The sequence below is a fragment of the Cupriavidus sp. 10L43_2 genome (genome assembly GCF_056395265.1).
In genome coordinates, this window is record NZ_JBFTJE010000006.1 from 94,326 (window position 1) to 114,885 (window position 20,560).

At 65.3% G+C, this 20,560-nt stretch carries 20 protein-coding genes; 3 read left to right on the forward strand and 17 right to left on the reverse strand.

Annotation, left to right across the window (positions count from 1 at the left end; translation table 11 throughout):
* Nucleotides 1–127: 127 nt before the first annotated feature.
* From bamB to ndk, 8 genes are all read right to left on the reverse strand, one after another.
* Nucleotides 128–1,315, reverse strand: coding sequence for an outer membrane protein assembly factor BamB (bamB, locus tag AC1DEL_RS10925; protein WP_441593549.1), 1,188 nt, complete (start codon nt 1,313–1,315; stop codon nt 128–130).
* Between the two features lie 35 nt (nt 1,316–1,350).
* Nucleotides 1,351–1,983 carry a YfgM family protein gene (locus AC1DEL_RS10930; RefSeq protein ID WP_092289688.1) on the reverse strand — a complete coding sequence of 211 codons (633 nt, stop codon included), beginning with the start codon at nt 1,981–1,983 and terminating at the stop codon, nt 1,351–1,353.
* Between the two features lie 92 nt (nt 1,984–2,075).
* Entirely contained in the window at nt 2,076–3,437 is a 1,362-nt protein-coding gene (gene hisS / locus AC1DEL_RS10935; RefSeq protein ID WP_477159069.1) for a histidine--tRNA ligase, read from the reverse strand.
* A 51-nt stretch (nt 3,438–3,488) separates the two neighbouring features.
* The gene (gene ispG / locus AC1DEL_RS10940) at nt 3,489–4,781 is read right to left on the reverse strand and encodes a flavodoxin-dependent (E)-4-hydroxy-3-methylbut-2-enyl-diphosphate synthase (RefSeq protein ID WP_092289692.1); all 1,293 of its coding nucleotides are present in this window, start codon (nt 4,779–4,781) and stop codon (nt 3,489–3,491) included.
* 45 nt (nt 4,782–4,826) lie between these two features.
* On the reverse strand, nt 4,827–5,915 hold the full coding sequence (locus tag AC1DEL_RS10945; RefSeq protein WP_092289694.1) for a RodZ domain-containing protein: 1,089 nt from the start codon (nt 5,913–5,915) through the stop codon (nt 4,827–4,829).
* Nucleotides 5,908–6,687, reverse strand: a complete 780-nt coding sequence (pilW, locus tag AC1DEL_RS10950) for a type IV pilus biogenesis/stability protein PilW (protein WP_092289696.1) — start codon at nt 6,685–6,687, stop codon at nt 5,908–5,910. Before pilW ends, AC1DEL_RS10945 begins: the two co-directional genes overlap by 8 nt.
* Nucleotides 6,684–7,838, reverse strand: coding sequence for a dual-specificity RNA methyltransferase RlmN (rlmN, locus tag AC1DEL_RS10955; RefSeq protein ID WP_092289698.1), 1,155 nt, complete (start codon nt 7,836–7,838; stop codon nt 6,684–6,686). The genes pilW and rlmN overlap by 4 nt, the downstream gene beginning before the upstream one ends.
* Before the next feature lie 49 nt (nt 7,839–7,887).
* A complete protein-coding gene (ndk, locus tag AC1DEL_RS10960) occupies nt 7,888–8,313 on the reverse strand; it encodes a nucleoside-diphosphate kinase (protein ID WP_092289700.1) in 426 nt (141 codons plus the stop codon).
* A gap of 340 nt (nt 8,314–8,653) precedes the next feature.
* Here ndk and AC1DEL_RS10965 point away from each other — a divergent pair, with 340 nt between their 5' ends.
* Nucleotides 8,654–9,355 (forward strand): Bax inhibitor-1/YccA family protein, encoded by a 702-nt coding sequence (locus AC1DEL_RS10965; protein ID WP_092289702.1) that lies wholly within the window; start codon nt 8,654–8,656, stop codon nt 9,353–9,355.
* 84 nt (nt 9,356–9,439) lie between these two features.
* Here the strand turns inward: AC1DEL_RS10965 and rlmD are convergent, their stop codons facing one another.
* The gene (gene rlmD, locus AC1DEL_RS10970; protein WP_477159082.1) at nt 9,440–10,768 is read right to left on the reverse strand and encodes a 23S rRNA (uracil(1939)-C(5))-methyltransferase RlmD; all 1,329 of its coding nucleotides are present in this window, start codon (nt 10,766–10,768) and stop codon (nt 9,440–9,442) included.
* Nucleotides 10,769–10,936: 168 nt separating this feature from the next.
* Here rlmD and AC1DEL_RS10975 point away from each other — a divergent pair, with 168 nt between their 5' ends.
* A complete protein-coding gene (locus tag AC1DEL_RS10975) occupies nt 10,937–11,791 on the forward strand; it encodes an endonuclease/exonuclease/phosphatase family protein (RefSeq protein WP_454757161.1) in 855 nt (284 codons plus the stop codon).
* Here AC1DEL_RS10975 and AC1DEL_RS10980 read toward each other — a convergent pair.
* Genes AC1DEL_RS10980 through surE form a run of 5 tightly spaced genes read right to left on the reverse strand, consistent with a single transcriptional unit; the run spans nt 11,788 to nt 16,418 of the window.
* Nucleotides 11,788–12,630, reverse strand: coding sequence for a 3'-5' exonuclease (locus AC1DEL_RS10980; RefSeq protein WP_092289706.1), 843 nt, complete (start codon nt 12,628–12,630; stop codon nt 11,788–11,790). The genes AC1DEL_RS10975 and AC1DEL_RS10980 overlap by 4 nt on opposite strands.
* On the reverse strand, nt 12,627–13,802 hold the full coding sequence (gene rpoS / locus AC1DEL_RS10985; RefSeq protein ID WP_092289708.1) for an RNA polymerase sigma factor RpoS: 1,176 nt from the start codon (nt 13,800–13,802) through the stop codon (nt 12,627–12,629). The genes AC1DEL_RS10980 and rpoS overlap by 4 nt, the downstream gene beginning before the upstream one ends.
* Nucleotides 13,803–13,808: 6 nt before the next feature.
* Nucleotides 13,809–14,702 (reverse strand): peptidoglycan DD-metalloendopeptidase family protein, encoded by an 894-nt coding sequence (locus tag AC1DEL_RS10990; RefSeq protein WP_477125740.1) that lies wholly within the window; start codon nt 14,700–14,702, stop codon nt 13,809–13,811.
* An 8-nt stretch (nt 14,703–14,710) separates the two neighbouring features.
* Nucleotides 14,711–15,616: a protein-L-isoaspartate(D-aspartate) O-methyltransferase gene (locus AC1DEL_RS10995; protein WP_092289711.1), complete on the reverse strand. Its 906-nt coding sequence runs from the start codon at nt 15,614–15,616 to the stop codon at nt 14,711–14,713.
* A gap of 49 nt (nt 15,617–15,665) precedes the next feature.
* Entirely contained in the window at nt 15,666–16,418 is a 753-nt protein-coding gene (gene surE, locus AC1DEL_RS11000) for a 5'/3'-nucleotidase SurE (RefSeq protein WP_092289713.1), read from the reverse strand.
* 151 nt (nt 16,419–16,569) lie between these two features.
* On the opposite strand from surE, the gene AC1DEL_RS11005 reads away from it, so the two are divergent.
* Nucleotides 16,570–17,544, forward strand: coding sequence for an NADPH:quinone oxidoreductase family protein (locus tag AC1DEL_RS11005; RefSeq protein ID WP_477125741.1), 975 nt, complete (start codon nt 16,570–16,572; stop codon nt 17,542–17,544).
* Between the two features lie 82 nt (nt 17,545–17,626).
* On the opposite strand, the gene AC1DEL_RS11010 is transcribed toward AC1DEL_RS11005, so the two are convergent.
* The 3 genes from AC1DEL_RS11010 to AC1DEL_RS11020 all read right to left on the reverse strand — a co-directional run bounded on the left by AC1DEL_RS11010 (nt 17,627) and on the right by AC1DEL_RS11020 (nt 20,415).
* Nucleotides 17,627–18,418 (reverse strand): ABC transporter permease, encoded by a 792-nt coding sequence (locus AC1DEL_RS11010; RefSeq protein WP_441593546.1) that lies wholly within the window; start codon nt 18,416–18,418, stop codon nt 17,627–17,629.
* Between the two features lie 35 nt (nt 18,419–18,453).
* Nucleotides 18,454–19,266 (reverse strand): ABC transporter ATP-binding protein, encoded by an 813-nt coding sequence (locus tag AC1DEL_RS11015; RefSeq protein WP_477125742.1) that lies wholly within the window; start codon nt 19,264–19,266, stop codon nt 18,454–18,456.
* Nucleotides 19,267–19,371: 105 nt separating this feature from the next.
* Nucleotides 19,372–20,415 carry an ABC transporter substrate-binding protein gene (locus AC1DEL_RS11020; protein ID WP_477159070.1) on the reverse strand — a complete coding sequence of 348 codons (1,044 nt, stop codon included), beginning with the start codon at nt 20,413–20,415 and terminating at the stop codon, nt 19,372–19,374.
* Nucleotides 20,416–20,560 lie beyond the last annotated feature (145 nt).

The following is a 20,560-nucleotide window of genomic DNA, read 5'->3' on the forward strand; positions in this document are numbered from 1 at the left end:
TTCCTGTCGGGCGCGGAACCGGGGCGAATCGCCACCTTCCGCAGTTGCTGGCACGACCAGGGATCATGCTACCGGATTGGCGCCGGCCGTGCGACAGGGGCACGGCCAGGCTTGCGTGCGCTGGCGATCAGTTCGGTACGAAACCGAAGATATCACCGTCGCGGGTCTGTACGACCAGCGTCTGGCCGGCCACGACCGGCGCTGCGCTGACGGCGCTGCCGTCGGTCTTCATGCGGGCCACGATCTGCCCGTCTTCACGGGACAGGAAGTGGACAAAGCCCTCGAAATCGCCCACCACCACCGAGCGGCCGAGCGCGATCGGCGCGCCCAGGCTGCGATAGCGGAGCTGGTCGTTCTTCCAGCGCTCGTTGCCGTTGGAACGGTCGAACGCAAAGAGGGTCGAGGTTTCGTCGCTGGCGAACAGTGACGTTTCATCCTGGGCCAGCCCGGTCGGCGAGGAGAAATCCTTGCCCCACTGCGGCTGGCCGTTGGCCAGTTCCAGGCACGACACACGGCCCTGGAAGGTCGTGGCGCACACCTGGCGGCCATTGACGGCCGGTACGCCGGTCACGTCGTTGAGCCGTTCGATCTCGGACACGCCCTTCGGATACGACACCGTGCTTTCCCAGCGCAGCACGCCGTTGCCGGGTGCCAGCACGCCGAGCTTGCCGCCCGGGAAGCCCATGACGATGCCGTCGCCAGCATAGACCATGCCCATGGCGGCGCGCAGGTTCAGCGGGGTCTGCGAGCGCTGGTAGATCCAGCGGCGGTCGCCGGTCTGGGCGTCGAGGCCGATCACACGCGTATCGGTCGTGCGCACGACCACGAGGCCGTTGCCGACCAGCGGCGCCGACAGCACCTCGCCGTTGACCTGCTTCTTCCAGATCTGCTTGCCGCTGGTGTCGAAGGCGTAGATCGCGCCCTTCTCGCCGGCCACAGCCGTCACCGAGCCGTCCGAGCCGGGGCCCGAGGTCAGGTCGAGGTCGGTCTTGGCCTTCCAGAGCGTACGCCCCGAATTGCCTTCCAGCGCCAGCACGGTGCCGCCCTTGGACGACACGTATACATTATTACCAGCCGCCACCGGGGCCATCACGTACGGGCCGCTCTTGCCCACGTCGGCCTTCCAGGCCTGCTTGACGGACAGCGTGGCCGAAATCGGTTTCAGCTCGGTGGGCGGATGCTTGTTTTCCTTGCCGAACAGCGAGCAGCCGGCCAGCGCGCTCACGCAGGCGCCGGCGACTACCACGCGGGCGACACGGCGAGACACCACGGGAGACAGCGAACAGATGGCGGCGGCGCGGAGCAATGACGTCATAGGGATACGATCCTAAGGATTATTCGATGTGCCGCTCAGGCCGTGCCCAGCGCGTCGAGCTTGAACTGGATGATCTGGCGCATACCACCTTCATCGGCGCTCAGCTTCTCCAACGCTTGGCGGTAAGCAGTGCGAGCGTCGTCGCGCTTGTCCTGCGCGGCCAGCAGGTCGCCCCGGCGGTCAGCGAACAGTGCCTCGAACTGGGCGGGCGGCGTGTCCTTCAGCAGCGCGAGGCCCTGGTCGTACGCCTTCTCGTCGAGCAGCACGCCGGCCAGGCGCACGCGCGCCAGCGGCGCGTACTCGTCGCCACCATGATCCACGGCCCACTGCAGCTGCGTCTTGGCGCCGGCCAGATCGCCCGCATCGTACAGCACCTTGGCCGCCACGAGCGCGCTCATCGGACCATAGGCCGTACGGCCGAACTTGTCCTCGAGGTCGGTGGCGGCGCGCTTCACGCGGTCCGCGTCGCGGGCCTCGGCAGCCTTGGTGACCTGCTCGTACAGCAGCGCGGCATCGCGCGCCTGCACGCGCTGCCAGTAGTTCCAGCCACTCCAGGCCGCGAAACCGAGCAGCGCGGCAATCACGATCCACGTGATGATGTTGCCGTACTGGTTCCACCAGGCCTTCAGGCTCTCAAGCTGTTCCTGTTCTTCTAGATCGTAAGCCATGTCTCGCAAGCCATGTCGCGGCAGTTACCCGCAAAGGTTGATAAGTCCGGCCGTCCCCCGGGATCGGCCAGGCTGGATACCGCTGAATTCGCTTATTGTTCGTCTTCCGCGTCGTCCGCGGTGTCAGACTCTGTCGCGTTGATCATCGCGTCGATGATGTGGTCCACCACCGCTTCGGCCGCAACGCTTGCCTGCGGGCCGCCGTCACCAGCGCTGCCGCCACGCAGCTGCTTGACCTGCATCACGCCGGCCGCCACTTCGTCGTCGCCAATAATAACGGCAAAGGATGCGCCACTTGCGTCGGCGCGCTTCATCTGCGACTTGAAGCTGCCGCTCTTGCCATCCGGCGTGGCATGCACCACCACGTCCAGGCCGGCGTCGCGCAACCGCTCGGCGACGATCATGGCCTGCTGGCCGGCCGCCTCACCCTGGTGGACCAGATAGACATCGCAACCTGGCGCTTCCGGCGCGAGCTTCTCTTCGCGCATCAGTTCGATGATCCGCTCGATGCCCATCGCCCAGCCGCAGGCCGGTGCGGGCTTGCCGCCCATCTGCTGGATCAGCGGATCGTAGCGACCGCCGCCGGCAATGGTGCCCTGCGCGCCGAGCTTGTCCGTGATCCACTCGAACACGGTCAGGTTGTAGTAATCGAGCCCGCGCACGAGGCGCGGATTGATCTTGAACGGAATATTGTTGGCCAGCAGCAGGCGCTGCACGCCCTCGAAGTGGGCCAGCGACTCCTCGCCCAGGAAGTCGATCAGCTTGGGCGCGTTGGCGGCCATTTCCTGGAGCGCCGGATTCTTCGTGTCCAGCACGCGCAGCGGATTCGTGTAGAGGCGGCGCTTGCTGTCCTCGTCGAGGATGTCCTGGAAGCCCTCGAGGTACTTGATCAGTTCCTCACGGTGGGCCGCGCGCTCATGCGCCTGACCCAGCGAATTGAGTTCCAGCCGCACGTTGACCAGGCCCAGGTCGTCCCACAGGCGCTGGCACATGAGGATGATCTCGGCGTCCACGTCGGGGCCGGCAAAGCCAAGTGYCTCGGCGCCAAGCTGGTGGAACTGGCGATAGCGGCCGCGCTGCGGACGCTCATGGCGGAACATCGGACCGGTGTACCAGAGGCGCTTCGGGCCGTCATAGAGCAGGTTGTGCTCGATGGTCGCGCGCACCGCCGCCGCCGTGCCTTCCGGGCGCAGCGTCAGGTGCTCGCCGTTCAGCGCATCGGTGAAGGAATACATCTCCTTCTCGACGATGTCCGTCACCTCGCCAATGCCACGGACGAACAGCTGCGTATGCTCGACGATCGGCGTGCGGATCTGCTGGTAGCCGTAGGCACGCAGCATGCTGCGTGCGGCATTCTCGAACATTTCCCACAGCGGGGCGTCGGCGGGCAGCATGTCGTTCATGCCCTTCACGCCCTGCAGTGCCTTGGCGGCCTTCGTCTTCTCTTCGCTCATATCCGTTTCGTTACCTGCGGTGTTGCCTGCCTCGCTGCGATGCAGCCGGGTTCAGGCCACCGATTCTTGTACTTGCTGCGTGGCGCCGGGGCCGTAGTGCGTGCGCACGTACTCGTCCACGATCGCCTGGAATTCCTCGGCGATGCGTTCGCCGCGCAGCGTCTTCACCTTGACGCCATCGACGAACACCGGCGCCGCCGGCGACTCGCCCGAGCCCGGCAGCGAGATGCCGATATTGGCATGCTTGCTCTCGCCGGGGCCGTTCACGATGCAGCCCATCACGGCCACATCCATTTCCTCGACGCCCGGATACGCGGTCTTCCACGTCGGCATCTGCTCGCGCAGATACGACTGGATGCTGGACGCGAGTTCCTGGAACGTGGTGCTCGTGGTGCGACCGCAACCCGGGCAGGCAATCACCATCGGCGTGAAATTGCGCAGCCCCATGGTCTGCAGGATTTCCTGCGCCACGTAGACTTCCTTCTCGCGCGCCGCGCCCGGTTCCGGGGTCAGCGAAATGCGGATGGTGTCACCAATGCCTTCCTGCATCAGCACCGACAGCGCGGCCGTCGAGGCCACGATGCCCTTGCTGCCCATGCCGGCTTCGGTCAGGCCCAGGTGCAGCGCGTACTCGCAGCGGCGGGCCAGCTCGCGGTACACCGCGATCAGCTCCTGCACCTGCGAGACCTTGCACGACAGGATGATCTGGCTACCCGGCAGGCCGATTTCCTCGGCCTTCTGCGCGGACTCGATCGCCGACGTGATCAGCGCCTCGACCATCACGCTCTGCGCGCCCCAGGGCACGGCACGGGCGGCGTTCTCGTCCATGATGCGGGCGAGCAGGTCCTGATCCAGGCTGCCCCAGTTCACGCCGATGCGCACCGGCTTCTCGTAGCGGCACGCCAGCTCGATCATCTCGGCGAACTGCCGGTCGCGCTTGGCGCCCTTGCCGACGTTGCCGGGGTTGATCCGGTACTTCGACAACGCCTGTGCGCACTCGGGATAATCGTGCAGCAGCGTATGGCCGTTGTAGTGGAAGTCGCCGACCAGCGGCACGTCCACACCCATGCGGTCCAACTGTTCGCGGATGGCCGGCACGGCGGCGGCGGCCTCGGGCGTGTTCACCGTGATGCGGACGATCTCGGACCCGGCGCGCGCCAGTTCCTTGACCTGGATCGCGGTACCGATGGCATCAACCGTATCCGTGTTCGTCATCGACTGCACACGGACCGGTGCGCCACCACCCACGGTGACGATATTGTCGCCCCACACTACACGCGCCTGGCGCGATTGCCGGCGCGGCAACGAACCCGGCAGGACCGGCTGGGAAGCCTTCTCGTTCATAGCGTTACCACCTTGTTGCATCGCTTGATGCGCCACCCGACTGCATCACTGCAGCGTCAGGCGCGCCACATTATTTCGGTTGGCTGACTGGAAATCGACGGGCGCGCCATTGCGCGTGATCGATTCCACACCCTTCACATTACCCAGGATCATCTTGTACGGGCCGCCCGCGCCGCTGCCGGCAGCGGTATCGCCGGCCTTGGCGGTGCCGCCCAGGATGATCTTGCCGGTGCGGTCACGCACCTCGTACCAGGTGTCCGCCGAGAAGCGGATCTGGATCGTGCCGTCCGCAGCCGTGGTGGCCGTGGCCGCAGGCGTCGCCGGGACAGGCTTGGTCGTTTCCGTCACGGGCGTCGCCGTGGCGGCCGGAGCGGGCTTCGTTGCAGCGGGTGCCGACGGCGCGGCAGGTGCCGCCGAAGTGGCATCCGAAGTGCCCAATGCGCCACCCGTTGCCAGCGGCAGGCCCGCCACGGTGGTGGGCGGTGCTTCCGACGGCGCCGGCGAATCGTTGCCGGCCATGACCGGCGGCAGCGCTGCGGTCACCGTACCGTCGCCATGGCTCTGCGCCGTGGTGGGGTCTTCCGTGACAACGGCGGCGGCCGGCGCTTCCGCGGCGGCTTGCTCACGCGATTCCCACCATGCACGGGCGTGGTCGAAGCCGAAATAGCCGCCGGCGCCCAGCACCACGAGCACGAAGAACAGCCACACCCAGCGGCCGCCCGCCCCGCTCGAACTCTTCGAGCCGAAGCGCTTGCGGTCGTCGAACGTCTGGTTGATCGCACCTTCGCGGCGGCGCGTGATTTCCTGCACCGGCGCGGTCTGCGCCTGGGCGTGATACTGGCCCAGCAGCGCGTCGATATCGATATGGAGCGTGCGCGCGTAGGCCCGCATCACGCCCTTGGCGAACGTTACGTCAGGCAGGCTCGCCACGTTGCCGGACTCGATGGCCGCCAGCTTGGCCGACGCCACCTTGAGCCGCGCGCTCACGTCCTCCAGCGACAGACGCTGCGTCTGGCGTGCTTCTTTCAGTTGCGCCCCGATCTCGCGGGCCACGGCCTCGCGGTCGGAGTCTGTCGCGCCACTGCCGACGTGACCCGTCGTCGCAGCTTCCAAGGCGCGCTCTTGTTCACTCATCCCAAGCTCCTCTCTCGTAGGCCGTCAGCTCGCGCGAGTCGGGAAACCGGTTGCGGAGTTGCGACAGCAGCGAATTCTGTGTCGCTGTGTCGCCCTGACGGCGTGCAATACGCGCTCCCAGCCAGAGGGATTGCGCGCTGACAAACCGGCTGTTGTTGACCTTGCCGGCATATTCCTGTGCTTGTGCGAAGTCGCCGCGCTTGTAGTTCAGCAGCGCCAGGTTCGTATTGACCGACGGATCGCTGCGGTCATAGCCATACGCGGTCTGGAGGTTCTTTTCCGCCGCCACCATGTCGCCGTTGCGCAGCTCGCAAGCGCCGAGGTTGGTCAGCGGCTTGACCGGGCCGTTGGCGGACGGCGCCTGCACCGCGCGCTGGAGCGTGGCCTTGCCCTCGGCAAAACGGTTGGTCAGGCAGAGAAACCAGCCGTAGTTGTTGAGCACGTCCGGATCGTTGGCACGCATCGAGAGCGCCGTGCGGAAGCTATCCTCCGCCAGCGCGTTCTCGTTCATGCCCATGTAGATCAGGGCGCGCACATGGTAGGCGTCCACGGAGGCCGGATCGATCGCGATGGCCTGCTTCACCTCGTCCAACGCCACCGGATACTGGCGCGCGTCAAGATATTGCGTAGCCAGTTGCAGCCGGATGGCGGCGCGGCGGCTCGCTGCGGTCTGGTCGGAGGCGGTCTTGATGTCCTGCGAAGGCGGAGGCGGCAACGTGCAGGCGGACAACATCATCAGCCCTGACAGGGCTGCGACAATCAGACGGGTCATGCAGGACGGGCCTCCCGAGATTGACCGGCGGCAACCACCGGCACCAGTGGCGTGATCTTGCCGAACTTGCCGCGCTCGGCCAGACGGGTCCGATCCATGACCTCCCCGGCCAGTTGGCCACAGGCGGCGTCGATATCGTCGCCGCGGGTCTTTCGGATCGTGGTAACGATGCCCGCGTCCATCAGCACCTGGGCGAAGCGGCGGATCTGCTCGTTGTTCGAGCGCTTCAGGCCAGATTCCGGGAACGGGTTGAACGGGATCAGGTTGAACTTGCACGGCACGTCGGCCACAAGCTTCAGCAGTTCCCGCGCGTGCTCGACGCCGTCGTTGACGCCATCGAGCATGCAGTATTCGAAGGTGATGAAATCGCGCGGCGCGAACTCGAGGTAGCGGCGGCATGCCGCCATCAGTTCGGCCAGCGGGTACTTCTTGTTGAGCGGGACCAGCATGTCCCGCAGCGGGTCGTTCGACGCATGCAGCGACACCGCCAGCGCCACCGGCAGGTCTTTCGACAGGCGGTCCATCATCGGCACCACGCCGGAGGTGGACAGCGTGACGCGGCGGCGCGACAGGCCGTACGCGTGGTCGTCGAGCATCAGGCGCATGGCCGGCACCACGGCGTCGTAGTTGAGCAGCGGCTCGCCCATGCCCATCATCACCACATTGGAGATGACGCGCTCGTCTTTGGGGCCGCGGCCCAGCTGGGCACGCATGGCGAACTCGGCCATCCACAGCTGGCCGATGATCTCGCCAGTCGACAGATTGCGCGAGAAACCCTGCTTGCCGGTCGAACAGAACCGGCAGTTGACGGCGCATCCAGCCTGCGAGGACACACACAGCGTGCCGCGCGTGTCCTCGGGGATGTACACCGTCTCCACCGCGTTGCCAGCGCCCACGTCGAGCAGCCATTTGCGCGTGCCATCGGTCGACACGTTGTCGGTGATGATGGCCGGCGAGCGGATCTCGGCGCGCGTGGCGAGCTTCTCGCGCAGCGACTTGGCGAGATCCGACATGGCGTCGAACTGGCTGGCACCGAACTGGTGGATCCAGCGCTGCAATTGCCGGGCACGGAACGGCTTCTCGCCGAGCTCGCCGCAATAGGCGGTGAGCGCGTCCGCGTCGAGATCGAGCAGGTTGACGAGAGGGTTCATGACGGCAATTCCAGCTTTACTTCAGTACAGGTCGTGATGTCAGGGACAATCAGCGGCCGTAAACGTTCATTCCCGGGAAGAAGAAAGCCACTTCCTGAGCTGCCGTTTCCGCGGCGTCCGAGCCGTGCACGGCGTTGGCGTCGATGCTGTCGGCGAAATCGGCGCGGATCGTGCCCTTTTCAGCCTTCTTCGGGTCCGTGGCGCCCATCAGGTCGCGATTCTTGGCAATGGCGCCTTCGCCTTCCAGGGCCTGGATCATCACCGGGCCGGAAACCATGAAGTCCACCAGGTCCTTGAAGAACGGGCGTGCCTTGTGCACGGCGTAGAACTGCTCGGCTTCACCGCGCGACAGGTGAACCATCTTGGCAGCAATGATCTTCAGGCCAGCGGCCTCGAAACGGGCGTAGATCTGGCCGATAACGTTCTTGGCCACGGCATCCGGCTTGATAATCGACAGGGTGCGTTCGATCGCCATGAAAAACTCCGAAAAATGAAGGGGTTACAAATGGATTAAACGTGCAATTCTAGCACGAGACCAAGACGGATTCGAGCGCGTGACCCGTTCGCCCCGTTGTGAGCCCTGGCGCACGATGTTGCGGCGCAATAAGTAGCGTAAAATACACTTTTTGGGTGCGCAGCCGGGGAACGGAAGGCCCAAAGTCTCGTCCAATGTTTGCGAAATCGGAAAACAACCAGGCCAATGCGTTATTGTTAAGACAAAGGCCCTTGCAAAACCGCCTACGCAATGCCACATTGACGCTGTGCCGCCCGGGTCTCACCCGGCGCCTCACCGAACATTGATGACAGGAGTCACCATGAACAACAAGCTGAACACCTACGGTTTCGGCAACAACGCGGGCGCGACCGATGTCGTCGTCCGCAATCGGGTCCTACGCAACACCTACTGGCTGCTGGCCCTCTCGATGATCCCGACCGTGCTCGGCGCGTGGATCGGCGTGGCCTCCGGCTTCACCCTGATGGCGGGCAGCCCCGGCCTCTCGATCCTGATCTTCTTCGCGGTCGCGTTCGGCTTCATGTACGGCATCGAGAAGACCAAGAACAGCAGCATGGGCGTGGTCCTGCTGCTGGCGTTCACGTTCTTCATGGGCCTGATGCTGTCGCGACTGATCAGCGCGACGCTGTCGTTCTCGAACGGCCCGGCGCTGATCATGTACGCGTTCGGCGGCACGGCGGCCGTGTTTGCCACGATGGCGTCCGTCGCCACGGTCAGCAAGCGCGATTTCTCCGGCATGAGCAAGTTCCTGTTCGTCGGCGTGATCTTGCTGATCCTGGCCAGCGTGGCCAACATCTGGCTGCAGATGCCCGCGCTGATGATCACCGTGTCCGTGATCGCGATCGGCATCTTCTCCGCGTACATCCTGTTTGACGTGCAGCGCATCGTGAAYGGCGGCGAGACGAACTACATCACCGCCACGCTCGCGATCTACCTCGACGTCTACAACGTGTTCGCGAACCTGCTGGCGCTGCTCGGCATCTTCGGCGGCAGCCGCGACTGACGCACGACCCGCAACGTTGTTGCAAACGAAAAACCGGCCTTCGGGCCGGTTTTTTCATGCCTGCGCGATGAGCATCGCCGCCGGTCAGTCCCGCTCGAAGACCGCGATCGACTCCACGTGGGACGTGTGCGGGAACATGTTGACCACACCGGCGCCGGCCAGCCGATAGCCGGCTTCGCGCACCAGCATACCCGCGTCGCGCGCCAGCGTGGCCGGGTTGCAAGACACGTAGACGATGCGCTGCGGCAGCACGTCGCTGCCGGCCTGGTTGAGATCACCCAGCGCCTTGCAGACCGCCAGCGCACCCTCGCGGGGCGGATCGACGAGCCAGCGGTCGAAGCGGCCCAGCGCGGCGATATCCTGGGCCGTCACCTCGAACAGGTTGCGGGAGGCGAACGACGTCTTGCCAGCCAGCCCGTTGTACTCGGCATTGGCCAGCGCGCGCGTGGTTAGCACCTCGCTGCCCTCGATGCCCATCACCGATGCGCCCTGCGTGGCCAGCGGCAGCGTGAAATTGCCGATACCGCAGAACAGGTCGAGCAGCCGGTCCGTGGGCTGGGCGTCCAGCAGGCGCAGCGCGCGGYCAATCAGCACACGGTTGATCTGATGATTGACCTGCGTGAAATCGGTCGGCTTGAACGGCATGCGGATGCCGAACTCGGGCAGCGTGTACGCCAGTTCCTGATCGGCCGGATAGAACGGATAGACCGTGTCCGGGCCCTTCGGCTGGAGCCAGAACTGCACGCTGTGGCGGTCGGCGAAGGCGCGCAGCAGGTCCTTATCGGCATCGGTCAGCGGCTCAAGGATGCGCAGCACCAGCGCCGTCACTTCCTGGCCCACCGCGAGTTCGATCTGGGGCATGCGGTCGCGGATCGACAACGCCGCGACCAGCTCGCGCAGCGGCACCAGCAAGGCGGACACATGCGGCGGCAGGATCTCGCAGCGCGTCATGTCGGCCACGTAACTGCTCTTGCGCTCGTGGAAGCCCACCAGCGCCCCGCCCCTCTTCGCCACATAGCGGACGGTCAGTCGCGCACGGTAGCGATAGCCCCAGTCTGGGCCGGCAATTGGACGAAATACGACGTCCGGCCGCACCTTCGACAGATGCCAGAGATTGTCCTCCAGCACGCGCTGCTTGATGGCCAACTGGGCGCGCGCGTCCAGGTGCTGCATCGAGCAACCGCCGCACACGCCGAAATGCTGGCACCCCGGCTCCACGCGCATCACAGACGCCTGCTTCACCTCCACCAGATGGGCCTGCTCGTAGCTCCGCTTGCGGCGGAAACTGCGATAGCTGACCGTCTCGCCCGGCAGCGCACCTTCGACGAAGATCACCTTGCCCGGCGTGCCGTCTTCATTGACCAGGCGGCCGACGCCGCGCGCCTCCATGTCAAGGCTTTCGATCTTGACGATCGGGTCGGGAGACCCCGGAGTTGTGGCGGAAGCGACACTAGACTGCGTCGCCGGCTGGGCGGGTGAAGACACGGCTTGAGACACCAGTGGGACCTGACGTATTGTTTTGCGAAAGCGCGATTGTATTCCAGTCACGGCGCCAAACGGCAGCCGCAATAGAGGACGGCGATGGAACTGATTACGTGGAATATCCAATGGGGGCGCGGGGCAGACGGCAAGGTCGACCTCGCGCGGATCGTCGACACCATGCGCGGCATGGCCGACGCCGACGTGATCTGCCTGCAGGAGGTCACGCGGGGTTTCACGGACATGGCCGGCAACCCGAGCCGCGATCAGGTGGCCGAGCTGACCGCCCTGCTTCCCGGCTACCGCGTCATCTTCGCGCCGGGCGTCGACCGCACCGGGAACGATGGCAGCCATCGCCAGTTCGGCAACGTGGTCGCGACTCGGCTCGCGGTGCGGGAGGTCTTCCGCCATGCATTACCCTGGCCGGCTGATCCGGAAGTGGCGTCGATGCCACGCGTGGCGCTGGAGGTCACAGTGCAGATTGGCGCCAGGCGTCTGCGTGTGATCTCCACGCACCTGGAGTTCTATTCGAAGCTCCAACGCGAGGCCCAGGCTACCGCCCTGCGCGACTGGCATAAGGAGGCGTGCGATCACGCGCGGCGGCCCAGCAAATCGGAATCACGGCCCGGCCCGTTCACGCCGGAGCCACGGCCCGTTGAAGCGATCCTGTGCGGCGACTTCAACGCCAAGCCGGAGGATGTGGCCTACCGGACCATGCTCGAGCGCTACCCCGATGCCACGCCGAACTGGCAAGACGCGTGGATCCACACCCACCCGGGCGAGCCCCACGCGCCGACCTGCGCCCTCTATGACAAGAAGCAATGGCCGGAGCCGCCCTTCGCGTGTGATTTCGTGTTCGTGACGGAGAATTTGCTCGCCGAAGTGCAACGTTGCGAGGTCAACGGCGAGACCGATGCATCGGACCACCAGCCCATCCATCTGACACTGGACGCCTAGATTTCGGGCTCTTCGTCGTCCTCGGGGCTCATCGGCTTGAGCTGGAAGGCGCGCAGGTACTGCATCCACTGCTCGCCCGGCAGCTCGGCCAGCGACTCCTGAACCAGCGACACTTCCATGTCGAACTCGCGCGGCGTCAGCCCGCCGCGCATCAACTGGAAGCGGCAGTACATCAGGTAGGTGTTGACGACGTCAGTCTCGCAATAATCGCGAATTGCGGCGAGCTGGCCTTGCTGGTAGGCCTCCCAGACCTTGCTGCCGTCCATCCCCATCTTGCCGGGGAAGCCGCATAGCTTGGCCAGGTCGTCGAGCGGCGCACTGGCCCGTGGCTGGTACATCGCCAGCAGGTCCATCAGGTCCAGATGCCGCATGTGATAGCGGCTGATGTAGTTGTTCCACTTGAACTCGCGGCTGTCGTCGTCGCGGCCCTCACCCATTTCCCAGTAACGCGGCGCAGCGACCCCGTTGATCAGCCCACGATAGTGGAGCACGGGCAGGTCGAAGCCACCGCCATTCCACGACACCAGTTGCGGGCTGTAGCGCGCGATCAGTTCGTAGAACTTCTGGATCAGCGTGGCCTCACCATCCTCGAGCGTGCCGAGCGAGCCGACATGGAACACGGCGGACCCATCGCGCTGCGTGCGACGCAGCACGCAGGAGATGGCAGCCACGCGCTGCAGGTGGTGCGGCATGAAGTCGGAGCCGGTCTTGTCCCGGCGGGCGGCAAACGCATGCTCGGCGACTTCGGCGTCGCTCATCGATGCGGGATGGTCATGCAAACGGCGCAGGCCGGCGACATCGGGAATCGTCTCGATGTCGAATACCAGCACAGGGGTCATAAAACGGCGTCCTTCCTGACACCTTGCGAAGCGAAATGCCGCTTGAGCTTGACCAGCGCTTCCTGCTGGATCTGGCGCACGCGCTCGCGCGTCAGACCCATTTCCTCGGCCAGCTCCTCGAGCGTAGCCGGCTCGATGTGGTTCAGGCCGAAGCGGCGCTCCACCACATAGCGATGCTTCTCCGACAGGCGGGCCAGCCAAAGCTTCATCAGGTTTTCCARCTCSCGGTGSGCSACYTCCTGGTCGGGCGCGGCGTTGTGCTCGTCSGARAGGAAATCGAGCARGCTGGAGCCYGGRTCGAGATCGAAMGGCGTATCGAGCGAGGTGGTATGTTCATTGAGTGCCAGCACGTCCTGCACCTCGTCAGGCGTCTTTCCGAGGAGATGAGCAATGTCCTCGAGGCTGGCGTCGCGGCCATCGGTGCCACCTTTTTCAAGATGACGCTTGGCACGCAGTACTTGATTGAGTTCGCGAATCACGTGCACCGGCAACCGCACCGTGCGGGCCTGATTCATGATCGCGCGCTCGATGCTCTGGCGGATCCACCACGTGGCATAGGTGGAAAAGCGGAAACCACGGGTCGGATCGAACTTCTCGATGGCGTGCATCAAGCCGAGATTGCCTTCCTCGATCAAATCGAGCAGCGGCACGCCACGGTTCAGGTAGCCCTTGGCGATGCTGACCACGAGGCGCAGGTTTCGCTCGATCATCACCTGCCGCGCGGAGAAATCCCCGCCCTTGGCCAGCGTGGAGAAATGGAGTTCCTCCGGCGCGGACAGCAACGGCTTGATGCTGATGCGGTTCAGGTAATGCTGGACGGTGTCGGCGGCGAGTTCCGTGTGTAGCACGGTCTTGAAGTCGTCGTGCTCGGGCGCGGCCTCGGCGGCTTCTTCTTCCTCTTCCTCGTCCTCGGCTTCATCGTCGTCGCCGTCGTCGGCGGCGACGACGTCTACGCGCAGGTCGGTGGCGAGATCGGTGTCACGCAGGCCGGCACGCGAAACGGGCGTGATGGGCTCGTCGGTAGCCGGGACCATTTCGGCAGCAGGATCGTCGCCGAAGCCCTCGGCGTCCACCACGTCGGCAGATTTCGCCACACCAGCCTTTCCTTCCGGCTGCTTGGGACGACGGGTCCTGCTGACAACTCCGGATGAGACAGTTTTCTGGCGTGGCATGAAACCTCACTGTGGCGGCAGATACCGCATCGGATCGACCGGTTTTCCGTTCTTGCGAACCTCAAAGTGCAGCTTGACCCTGTCAGTATCACTGTTACCCATTTCGGCAATCTTCTGGCCCTTGCGGACCATTGACTGCTCTGCCACCAGCACCTTGTCGTTATGACCGTAGGCGGTGAGATACGTGTCGTTGTGTTTGATGATGACAAGATTCCCGTAGCCGCGCAAGGGGCCTACGTGAATCACCCTACCCTCGTCGGCAGCCAGCACGGCATCGCCTTTTTTACCAGCGATATCAATGCCTTTGTTACCTTTGTCATCAAATTTTCCGATCAGCTGACCGCTGGCGGGCCAGGACAGGCGGACGTCGCCAGCCGGGGCCGAAGCCGCCGCTGCTGCCGATGCACCGGCCGAGGGCGTGGCGGCCGGCACCGAGGCCGCTGCCGTGGTGCCGGAGGGGGTCCCGACAGAGGTTCCGACAGGGGTGCCGACCGGACGCGCCGCGTCAATCGGCTGCGACTGCACCGTGCCAGGCGCCACCGGCACCGTGGCGACGCCCGGGGCTACGTTAGCGTCGGCGCTCGGCGGCACAACGCGCAGCAGTTGTCCGACCTCGATCTGATTCGCATTGCCGATATTGTTCCACGACGCCACGTCGCGATACGACTGCCCGTTCTCGAGCGCGATACGGTAAAGAGTATCGCCTCGCTTGACCCGATAGTATCCAGGCGGCGCCGGCTCCACGGACGCGGCGGCCTGTCCACCTGCGGTGGAGGTACGGTCCACCACCGGGGCGGGCATGGGCGAATTGGCGCAGGCAGCCAGCAGGGCGACGAGCGCGGTGACGGTGAAACGTTGTCCCAAACGTGCGAAATGTTCCGATTTCACGATGTTGTGCATAGTTCGACTCAGATGGTGCCCGATTTTAAGGGCACAAAGAAAACGGCTTCAAGCGCGGTCCTGTGAAACCGATGACGGTTCAGGCGCTCGATCAGCAAGAGCTGCTGGGTGACGGTCTGGCCGGGGCCGCCCGGTGCGGATGCCACCACCGGGGCGATCAGCCGGCCGCCAATCGCCAGTTGCCCGAGCAGCGCCTCGGGCACGTCCATCCCGGCGGCGGCCAGGATGATGGCGGAAAACGGTGCGGCCTGCGGCAGCCCGAGCATGCCATCGCCGTAATGCAGGCGGATGTTCGGCACGCGCAGCGGACGCAGGTTCGCCTTGGCTTGTTCGTGGAGCGGACGAATCCGCTCGATGGAGAACACTTCCTGCGCGACGAGGCTCAGCACGGCAGCCTGGTAGCCGCAGCCGGTGCCGATTTCCAGCACCCGCGGGATCGGCTGGTCCGGCGTGAGGCCCTCGCGCAGCAGTTCGATCATGCGCGCCACCACCGACGGCTTGGAAATGGTCTGCTGATGGCCGATCGGCAGCGCGGCGTCCTCATAGGCTTGCGAGGCCAGCCCCGGCTCCATGAACAGATGACGTGGCACCGTGGCGATGGCGCTCAGCACGCGCTCGTCGCGGATGCCGCCGGCACGCAGCCGTGCAGCCAACGCGGTGCGGGCGCGATCGGACGCCATGCCGCCCCCGCCCGCCGTGGCCGCCGAGGCACGCGCCTCCACGGCACTGCCCGGTGGCGGCGGGGCCGCAGGCGGTGCGGACGGCTTGCGTGGCTTGACGGTCGCCGGCGCGGGCGCGGCCACATGCCGGCCGCCCACGGCGGGCAGGCCGGCCGTGCGCTTCGGCGCGGGCTTGCGTTCGACTACCGCATCGAGCGGCAGCGGAAAGCGGGATCGGCGCGGCGTGGTGCTCATCGGCGCGATACCGGAATCGAAGACTGGAGGGCCGACGCGAACGACACGCCTACCCCAGCCACTGTCCGAGTTGTTCGAGCTGCGCGCGATGGGTCAGGTCGAGCTGCAACGGCGTCAGCGAGACAAACCCATTGGCGGTGGCGTGGAAATCGGTGCCTTCGCTCGCGTCGCGCGCGTCGCCGGCCGGGCCGATCCAGTAGTTGGTATCGCCACGCGGATTCACCTGCGTGATGACCGGCTGCGAAGGATGGCGCTTGCCGAGGCGCGTGGCGCGCTGGCCCTTCAGATGTTCGAACGGCAGGTTCGGGATGTTGACGTTGAGCAGGAACGGCTCCTGGGGCGGGCTGGCGATCACGCGCTCCACGATCTCGCGCGCCACGCGCGCGGCGGCGTCCAGGTGCTCCCAGCCCTTGTCCACCTGCGAGAACGCGATGGACGGGATGCCGAACAGATAGCCCTCGATGGCGGCGGCCACGGTGCCCGAGTACAGGACATCCTCGCCCATGTTCTGGCCCTGGTTGATGCCGGACACTACCAGGTCGGGCCGATCCTCGAGCAGGCCGGTCAGTGCCACGTGCACGCAGTCGGTGGGCGTACCATTGATGAAACGGAAACCCTTCTGCACGCCCTCGCGCGCCTCGAAAACCGAGAGCGGACGTTGCAGCGTGAGCGAATTCGACGCACCGCTATGGTTCTGCTCGGGCGCGATCACCGTCACGCGCGCAAGCGGGGCGAGCGCGGCATGCAGAACGGCAAGGCCCGGCGCGAGATAACCGTCGTCGTTGGCGAGAAGGATATGCATGGCCGCGATTGTACCCGAGCAAAGCGGCCATCGCGGCACCAAAACGGCGTGGAACCGCCGCCCGACACGAACAGAACGATCGTGCTTTTTTGCGCTACACTTCCCGGAGCGCAGACCATCGCCACACCACAACACCACCACCGGAGACAAGATGAAAGCCGTACTCTGCAAAGCCTGGGGCCCGCCCGATTCCCTTTCGCTCGACACCCTCCCGGACCTCGTACCCGGCGATGGCGAGGTCGTCATCGACGTCAAGGCCGCCGGGGTCAACTTCCCGGACGTGCTGATCATCCAGAACAAGTACCAGGCCAAGCCGGCGCTGCCTTTCTCGCCCGGTTCGGAGCTGGCCGGCGTGGTCAACGCGGTGGGCGCGCGCGTGACGCACGTCAAGCCCGGCGACAAGGTCATCGCCTATCTCGGCAACGGCGCCTTCGCCACGCAGGCCAAGGCCCCGGCGAGCGCCGTGGTGCCGATGCCGCCCGGCATCGACTTCGACGTGGCCGCCGCCTTCACGCTGACCTACGGCACCTCCCACCACGCCGTGGTGGACCGGGGCGAGCTGAAGGCTGGCGAGACGATGCTGGTGCTGGGCGCGGCCGGCGGCGTGGGCCTGGCGGCCATCGAGATCGGCAAGGCGATTGGCGCGCGGGTGATCGCGGCGGCGTCTACCGACGAGAAGCTGGCGGTCTGCAAGGAGCACGGCGCCGACGCGCTGATCAACTACAGCACCGAAGACCTGCGCGAGCGCGTCAAGGCGCTGACCGACGGCAAGGGCCCGGACGTCATCTATGACCCGGTTGGGGGGATTTATGCCGAGCCGGCCTTCCGCTCGATCGGCTGGCGTGGCCGCTACCTCGTGGTGGGCTTCGCCAACGGCGAGATCCCGAAGATGCCGCTGAACCTGGCCCTGCTCAAGGGCGCGTCGCTGGTCGGCGTGTTCTGGGGCGATTTCGCCCGTCGCGAGCCACGTAACAATCAGGCCAATATGGCGCAGATGCTGGGCTGGATGAAGGAAGGCAAGATTCGCCCGCACATCTCGGCACGCTACCCGCTGGAGCAGGCGCCGCAGGCGCTGAAGGACATGGAAGCGCGCAAGGTGACCGGCAAGATCGTCATCATGCCGTAACGCTTCTCCGCCCTTCCCCGGCCTGTCCTTTGTCTGGACATGGCCGGGAGAGGGCGAATTCAACAACGTTTAACACAGTATTTCAGAGTTTTTCGGTCTCACCCGAACTCGGCTGCCACTTCATCAGCCGCTTCTCCCCCACCGTCACCATCCAGTCCAGCACCAGCGCGCACGCGGTCAGTACTACGATGCCCGCGAACACCGTGTTGATGTCGAACGTGCCTTCGGCCTGGAGAATCAGGTAGCCCACGCCGCGCGCGGAACCCAGGTACTCGCCCACCACCGCGCCCACGAACGCCAGACCCACTGACGTGTGCAGCGACGAGAACACCCAGCTCGTGGCGCTGGGCAGGTACACGTGGCGCAGCAGTTGCTTCTGGTTCGCGCCGAGCATGCGTGCGTTGGCCAGCACCACCGGACTCACTTCCTTCACGCCCTGGTAGACGTTGAAGAAGACGATGAAGAACACCAGCGTCACGGCCAGCGCCACCTTCGACCAGATCCCCAGCCCGAACCAGACCGCGAAGATCGGCGCCAGGATCACGCGCGGCATCGAGTTGGCCGCTTTCACATACGGGTCGAGCACGGCCGAGGTGAACGGGCTCAACGCCAGCCACAGCCCCACGCCCAGCCCGGCCACCGTGCCGATGCCGAACGCCAGCACCGTCTCCAGCAGCGTCACGCCCAGGTGGATATAGATGTCACGCTCGACGACGAACCAGGTCCAGATGCGCTTCGCCACCATCAGCGGTTCGCCGAAGAAGAACGCCACCTCTTGCGAGCGCGTGGCCGCATGCCACACCCCCAGGATCACCACCAGCACCAGCAGCTGCCACACACGCAGCATGCCCTTAGAATCCGCTCGAAAAGCCATATCGTTGTTCTACGAGTTTTTGTATCGTCAGAGGGTCAGGCGACCTTGCGCTGCTGCGCGTAGCCCTTGAGCACTTCCTCGCGCAGCACGTCCCAGATGGCGGCGTGCAGCTCCACGAAGCGCGGATGGTTGCGGACTTCCGCCACGTCGCGCGGACGCGGCAGGTCGATCGCAAATTCGCCAATCGGATGGGTGCCCGGGCCGGCCGACAGCACCACCACGCGGTCACTCATGGCGATGGCCTCGTCCAGGTCGTGCGTGATGAACAGCACGGCCTTTCGCTTGGCGGTCCAGAGGTCCAGCACCTCGTTTTCCATCAGCTGGCGGGTCTGGATGTCCAGCGCCGAGAACGGCTCGTCCATCAGGATGATGTCCGGGTCCAGCACCAGCGTCTGCGCCAGGCTCACGCGCTTGCGCATGCCGCCCGAGAGCTGGTGCGGATAGCGGTCGCCAAACCCACCCAGGCCCACGCGGCGTAGCCATTCCTCGCCCTGCGCCTCGGCCTCGGCGCGCGGCACGCCGCGGAATTCCAGGCCGGCAATCACGTTGTCCAGTGCGCTGCGCCACGGCATCAGCGCCTCGGACTGGAACATATAGCCGGCGCGGCGGTTGATGCCGACCAGCGGCTCGCCGAACACGCGCACGGTGCCGCTGGAAGGCTCCAGCAGGCCGGCGCCGACGTTCAGCAGCGTGGACTTGCCGCAGCCCGTGGGGCCCACCACCGAGACGAACTCGCCGGGCTGGATGGACAGCGTGACATCGCGCACGGCGGTGTAGCGCTGGCTGCGGTCCTCGCGCGAGACGAAGGTGCAGGTAACGTTCTCGAGGGAAAGTGCGGGCGTGCTCATTGCTCGAAGAAAACTCGTCGAAAAACTGGACTCAGAGAAAACACAAGCCCGCCGAGCGTTGCGCGCGCGGCGGGCGGCGTGAAGGCGGGTGCGCTGACTTGTCGATTACTTGTACTTGGCGTTGGCGCGCTGGACGAACGTGTTCRTGAACGTGTTCTCGAGCTTGATCGACTTGCCCTTCAGCTCAGGATCGAACTGCTGCAAGGTGTTCAGCGCCGTCTTCGGGCCATCAGCCGGCATCGTGCCGTCCGGCGAGATGGCTTCCTTGACCTGCTCCCAGGCGGCCAGATAGAGCGCGCGGTCGCCCAGCAGGTAGCTCTCGGGCACGGTTTTCACGATGTCCGACGGGCCAGCCTTCTGCAGCCACTTGAGCGCGCGGACCATGGCATTGGTCATCGCCTGCGTGGTGTTGGGGTTCTGCTGGATGAAGGCGGTCGAGGCATACAGGCAGCCCGACGGCATATTCCCGCCGAACACCGCCTGGGTTTCCTTGAGCGTGCGGGTGTCCGAGGCGATCTTCACCTCGTTCTTCTGCGTCAGCATCGACACCACCGGATCCAGGTTGGCCATCGCGTCGATCTGGCCCGAGCGCATGGCGGCCACCGCGCCGGCGCTGGCGCCCACGCCGATGAACGACACGTCCGACGGCTTCAGGCCCGACTTGGCCAGCACGAAGTTGGCCATCATATTGGTCGAGGAACCCGGCGCGGTCACGCCGATCTTCTTGCCCTTCAGGTCGGCAATCGACTTGAAGTTCGGCATGGTCTTGTTCGACACCACCAGCACGATCTGCGGCGCACGGCCCTGGAGCACGAATTCCTGGTACTGCTGGCCCTTGGCCTGCAGGTTGATGGTGTGCTCGTAGGCGCCGGACACCACGTCCGCGCTACCGCCGACCACGGCCTGGAGCGCCTTGGCGCCGCCGGCGAAGTCGACGATTTCCACGTCCAGGCCCTCTTCCTTGAAGTAGCCCAGGCGCTCGGCAATCGTCAGCGGCAGGTAATAGAAGAGATTCTTGCCCCCCACGGCGATGGTCACCTTGGTCTTCTCGGGCTTGCCCTGCGCCTGCGCGCTGCTGAAGGTGAACCACCCGGCCAGGAACAGGGCCAGTGCGATCAGCGCCCGCTTCCAGAATGTCTTGTCGTACATGAGATGCTCTCCTACCTGACTACCTGTTTTTGTTCGTTGCGTGCCGCCTTGCGGCAAATTGCGATGCTACCGGCCGCGGCCGGTGCCCGCATCGGGATCAACACCTACCGGACGATGCAGACATTTGGCGGACATTGCCAACGCA